Source organism: Chamaesiphon sp. OTE_75_metabat_556 (assembly GCF_031378165.1).
Taxonomy (GTDB): Bacteria; Cyanobacteriota; Cyanobacteriia; order Cyanobacteriales; family Chamaesiphonaceae; genus Chamaesiphon.
In genome coordinates, this window is the sequence record NZ_JANNDR010000211.1 from 1 (window position 1) to 4,187 (window position 4,187).

The 4,187-nt window shown below is 46.1% G+C and carries 4 protein-coding genes; 2 read left to right on the forward strand and 2 right to left on the reverse strand.

Annotated elements, in window-relative coordinates:
* Nucleotides 1–247: 247 nt before the first annotated feature.
* A complete protein-coding gene (gene truB / locus RMO27_RS08675) occupies nt 248–1,147 on the reverse strand; it encodes a tRNA pseudouridine(55) synthase TruB (protein WP_309731392.1) in 900 nt (299 codons plus the stop codon).
* A 132-nt stretch (nt 1,148–1,279) separates the two neighbouring features.
* On the opposite strand from truB, the gene RMO27_RS08680 reads away from it, so the two are divergent.
* A complete protein-coding gene (locus RMO27_RS08680) occupies nt 1,280–2,233 on the forward strand; it encodes a sugar ABC transporter permease (RefSeq protein WP_309731394.1) in 954 nt (317 codons plus the stop codon).
* Between the two features lie 7 nt (nt 2,234–2,240).
* Here the strand turns inward: RMO27_RS08680 and RMO27_RS08685 are convergent, their stop codons facing one another.
* The gene (locus RMO27_RS08685; protein WP_309731396.1) at nt 2,241–3,434 is read right to left on the reverse strand and encodes an MFS transporter; all 1,194 of its coding nucleotides are present in this window, start codon (nt 3,432–3,434) and stop codon (nt 2,241–2,243) included.
* A 517-nt stretch (nt 3,435–3,951) separates the two neighbouring features.
* Between RMO27_RS08685 and RMO27_RS08690 the strand changes: the two genes are divergently transcribed.
* A partial coding sequence (locus RMO27_RS08690; protein ID WP_309731398.1) for a hypothetical protein occupies nt 3,952–4,187 on the forward strand: 236 nt, incomplete at its 3' end.

Sequence of the window (4,187 nt, forward strand, 5' to 3'; positions counted from 1 at the left end):
TTGATGCGCTAAACCGTTGGGGAACCCAACGAGCGCGCATCGCTCCGACCCCCAGTCCCCCCGTTGAGGAGCGGGGTGCCGCCCCTCAAACTCCCCTGCACAAGGGTTAGTCTGTGGGCAGCTTGGCGCGCTTCTCTTCGAGACGCTACGCGAACGCATTAGCTCCGCAATGGGAATCGATCTGTGGGTTTTCTCGATTCTCCAATGAGAGGCTATCGCCAACGAAAATCCTTAGACCGAACTGACGCTAAATTAGGACTTTTTGAGGAATGATGAAGCTTTCGCCTTCGATCGATTGGATTTGGCCAATTCCTAAGCATAGATCTGCACTCATCACTTTGACATTACCGCTTAGTGTTGGCGGAGTTAATATTAATTCGTTAACTGGCAATCGTTTGCCCTGGCTCCAGGACTTGACGAGATCGGCATCGATGAGTGTGGCTGTGGGTAAGTGTGCCAATCCGCGTGCTGGTGAAATGGGCACGAAGTTGCCTGCTTCTTGCTGCTGTGCTAGCTCTTCTAAAGTGATGCTATCTGCTAATTTCAGGCCACAACTCCCATTACGTTCTAAAAATGCCAACACGCCCTTGGTACCGAGTTTCTCGCCCAAATCGCGGGCGATCGATCGAATATAGGTACCGCCACCACAAGCAATCTGGACTTCGACTTCGGGAAAGTCCCCAGGCGTCCAATTGAGGATCTCGATGCTATCGATGGTGACTTGGCGCGTTGGGACTTCAATGACTTCGCCAGCGCGCGCCAGCTTGTACAGTCGCTGGCCGTTGACTTGAATCGCACTATACATGGGTGGCGTTTGGACGATCTCGCCGATGAATTCGGCCAGTACGGACTCAATTCGATCGATCTTCAGTTCCGGTACTGGTTGGGAGTAGATCGTCTCGCCTTCGAGATCGTCGGTGGTGGTTTGGATACCCAATCGGATGATGGCACGATAGGCTTTACCTGCGGGTAAATATTCTAATAGTCTAGTGGCTTTACCGATCGCGATCGGCAAAACGCCCACTGCGGCTGGATCGAGTGTCCCGCCATGCCCGACTTTTTTGGTCTGCAAAATCCGGCGCACTTTGGCCACACAATCGTGAGATGTCCAGGTTGGTAATTTCTTGAGATTAATAAATCCGTCCACAAGTCAGCTACTCTCAGCGATTACGTTAATATTAACCATAACTCGATCGATCCAATTGCTCGATCTTTAGTCTCGATCAGGCGATCTCAAAATCGCTAGCAGTTGGGAGCATCGATTCGTTTCGTCGCTACAATGTCATCTGCACCAATTCAACTGCGCCAATTAATACCGATCGTGAAACTCAGCAAACCAGGATCTACACAACATTTTTCAGATCGTTTGGCGGCTGCGATCGAGCGAGAGGATGTTGCCGCTGGCATATTTTTATTCCCAGCCTTATTGATTTTGGGCGTTTTCTTGGCGTTCCCGATTATTTATCTCGGCTATCTCAGTTTTACGGGGGGAAGTTTTACTAGAGCGGGCGTACATTGGGTTGGAGTCAAGAATTACTTACGACTATTGCTCACTCCCGACTTTTGGCAGGTAATTGGGAATACGCTTTATTTTACGATCGGTACGGTGCTACCGAGTATTGCGATTCCGTTGGGTTTGGCGGTATTACTCGTTGGCAATTTAGCATTTACTGGTATATTTCGGACGATTTACTTTATCCCGTCGATCGTCTCATTAGTGGCGGCAGGACTGGGTTTTCGGTGGTTATTTCAAGTCGATGGCGCGATTAATCAGTTGCTTGGCAATGTGGGGATCGAGAAAATTGCCTGGTTGAGCGATTCGTTTTGGGCGATGCCGGTAATTATTCTCTTGAGCGTGTGGAAACAAATTGGTTTTAATTTAGTGGTATTTTTGGCCGGATTGCAAGCAATTCCCCGCAATCGGTATGAAGCGGCCGAACTCGATGGTGCCAATAAATGGCAACAGTTTCGGTATATTACCTGGCCGGGAATGCGATCGACCCTGATTTTTGCGGCGATTACGACGACCATTTTCACACTCAAAAGTTTCGAGCAAGTTTATGTCATTACCGGTGGTGGCCCGCTCAATTCTACCAATTTACTAGTTTATTATATATACGATCGAGCCTTCGCTCAATTTGATTTTGGTTATGCCGCTGCTGCGGCGATGGTGTTATTAGCTTTTACTGCTGGGCTAGTATATTTACAGTTGCAAACTTCGACTCAGGAATAGATGGGAATCAGATCGTAGTTGGTACAATCCTTGGTGTGTATTTGTGACGGTTCTGAATCGCAAAAAACAAGACAATAAATGTAAAAATGCCCGCGATATACAGTGGGTAGCCATAAGTCTCTGGATGACGCCGATCTACCATCAGTCCGGCAATAATCGGCCCGATGCCATTGGCCGCACTTAAATACGAAGCATTCAATCCTGACATTTTGCCTTGTTCTTCTGGGCTGGTATTCAGCGAGATCAGAGTGCTAATCATTGGCTGAACTAGAGAATTGGATAATGAGAACAGCATGGCGATAATCAGGAAGAAATGGATGTCGGGGATTACCGGCATCAAGATAAAAGACAAGCTTCTGAAAAACAAACCCAAACATAAAATCTTGACTAAATTCATATATTTGGTCAAGATTTTTACGCCTTTAATTTGGACGATTACGCTCACGACTCCAATCGCTAGAAACAATAGCGTTAGAGAGTTATTGTCTTGGTGTAAAACTTTTAGATAATAGGGCTGAAAGGCAAACGTAAATAAAGTGAAGGTGGTGCCGACACAGAGATTGATAATAAATAAAATTCCTAAGCGTGGAAAAGTCAGTCCTTTCACTAAATCTTTCAATCCCAAATCGAAGATATTAGTTTCGGTAGTTGTCCTGGCTGGCAAAGTTTCTGGGAGGAAAAATATTGTCAAAACTAGCGCGATCGCCGCAAATGCAGCGGAGACTAAAAATGACGTACCGAGCGAACGTTGTTGAGCGACTAAACTCACAACTGGCCCCATAATAAATCCCAATCCCAAGGATGCACCAAAGATCCCGAACCCTTTGGCACGATTGGCTGGTGTCGTGACATCCGAGATAACAGCTTGAGCGACGGAGACATTGCCACCAGTAACGCCATCGAGAAATCTCGCCAAGAATAATACCGTGGCATTGGGCGCGGTGCCAGCTAGAAGATTGCCAATTACCGTGCCGAATAAACTAATAATCAATAATGGTCTACGGCCAAAGCGATCAGATAACTTGCCAATAATGGGGGTCGCGAAGAATTGGGCGATCGAAAAGATGGCAAACAGGAAGCTAATTTCAAAGTCACTGAGATTAAACTCACGGCCATATTGATAAATGGTTGGGATCAGCACCGTAAAACTCAGGGCATTGATGAAATTAATAATAGCAATAATCCAGAAGCTGCGATTCATTGAGTTCGGGGTAGAGAAAAGTGTGGGCTTGCGCCGATTGCAGATCCAATTAATCTGTGCAAAAGTGCGGTTTAGCTGGATCTGGGTCGATCGATAAATTACTTAGTGGGATCGAAGCTTGAGTCGTTGTCAGTACAAATACTCAAGTACCGATCTAGCAGTCGATTTGGGAGGGGATCGGACTTGAGTAAGTGTAAATACCGACACAATTTTGGAAGATATATTTACAGATCGGGGGATTTTCGGATTAATATTTGTACCAGTTTCGATTAGACTAAAAATGAATTAGAATCCTAATCTTGACTTGTCATCAGGGTGCAGTTTTGGCGATAATTAACTTACAGCAGTAGATGTAGTCGTTGAGTCGCCTGTCGATCGTGCGGGATTTCGATCCCACGATTAGTTTTATCATCGCTGCAATGTCAAAGGTCGGCACAGAATGTATTGCTGAGGCGACCTCATCATCTAATTTTTAGATATCTCACCCCGATTTGTTGTCGATCGCTTTTAGCCACCTATGCTTCAACCCCGTTATTTTAGATCTTCATTCATTATCAATCCACCAGTTCGCCAAGTATTACCGACTGGCAAAGGATTTGGCGGATCGAATCTCGCGATCGTTCGGGATCGGGAAGAATTAGTTTCCGCACTTGCTACTTGTTTGCCGCCAGTTACCACTCGGCCACAATCGTCACTGGTATTTGAATTTACCAAGATTTTATTTTTGGCCTTATGGTTGTGGTGTCTGGTAGG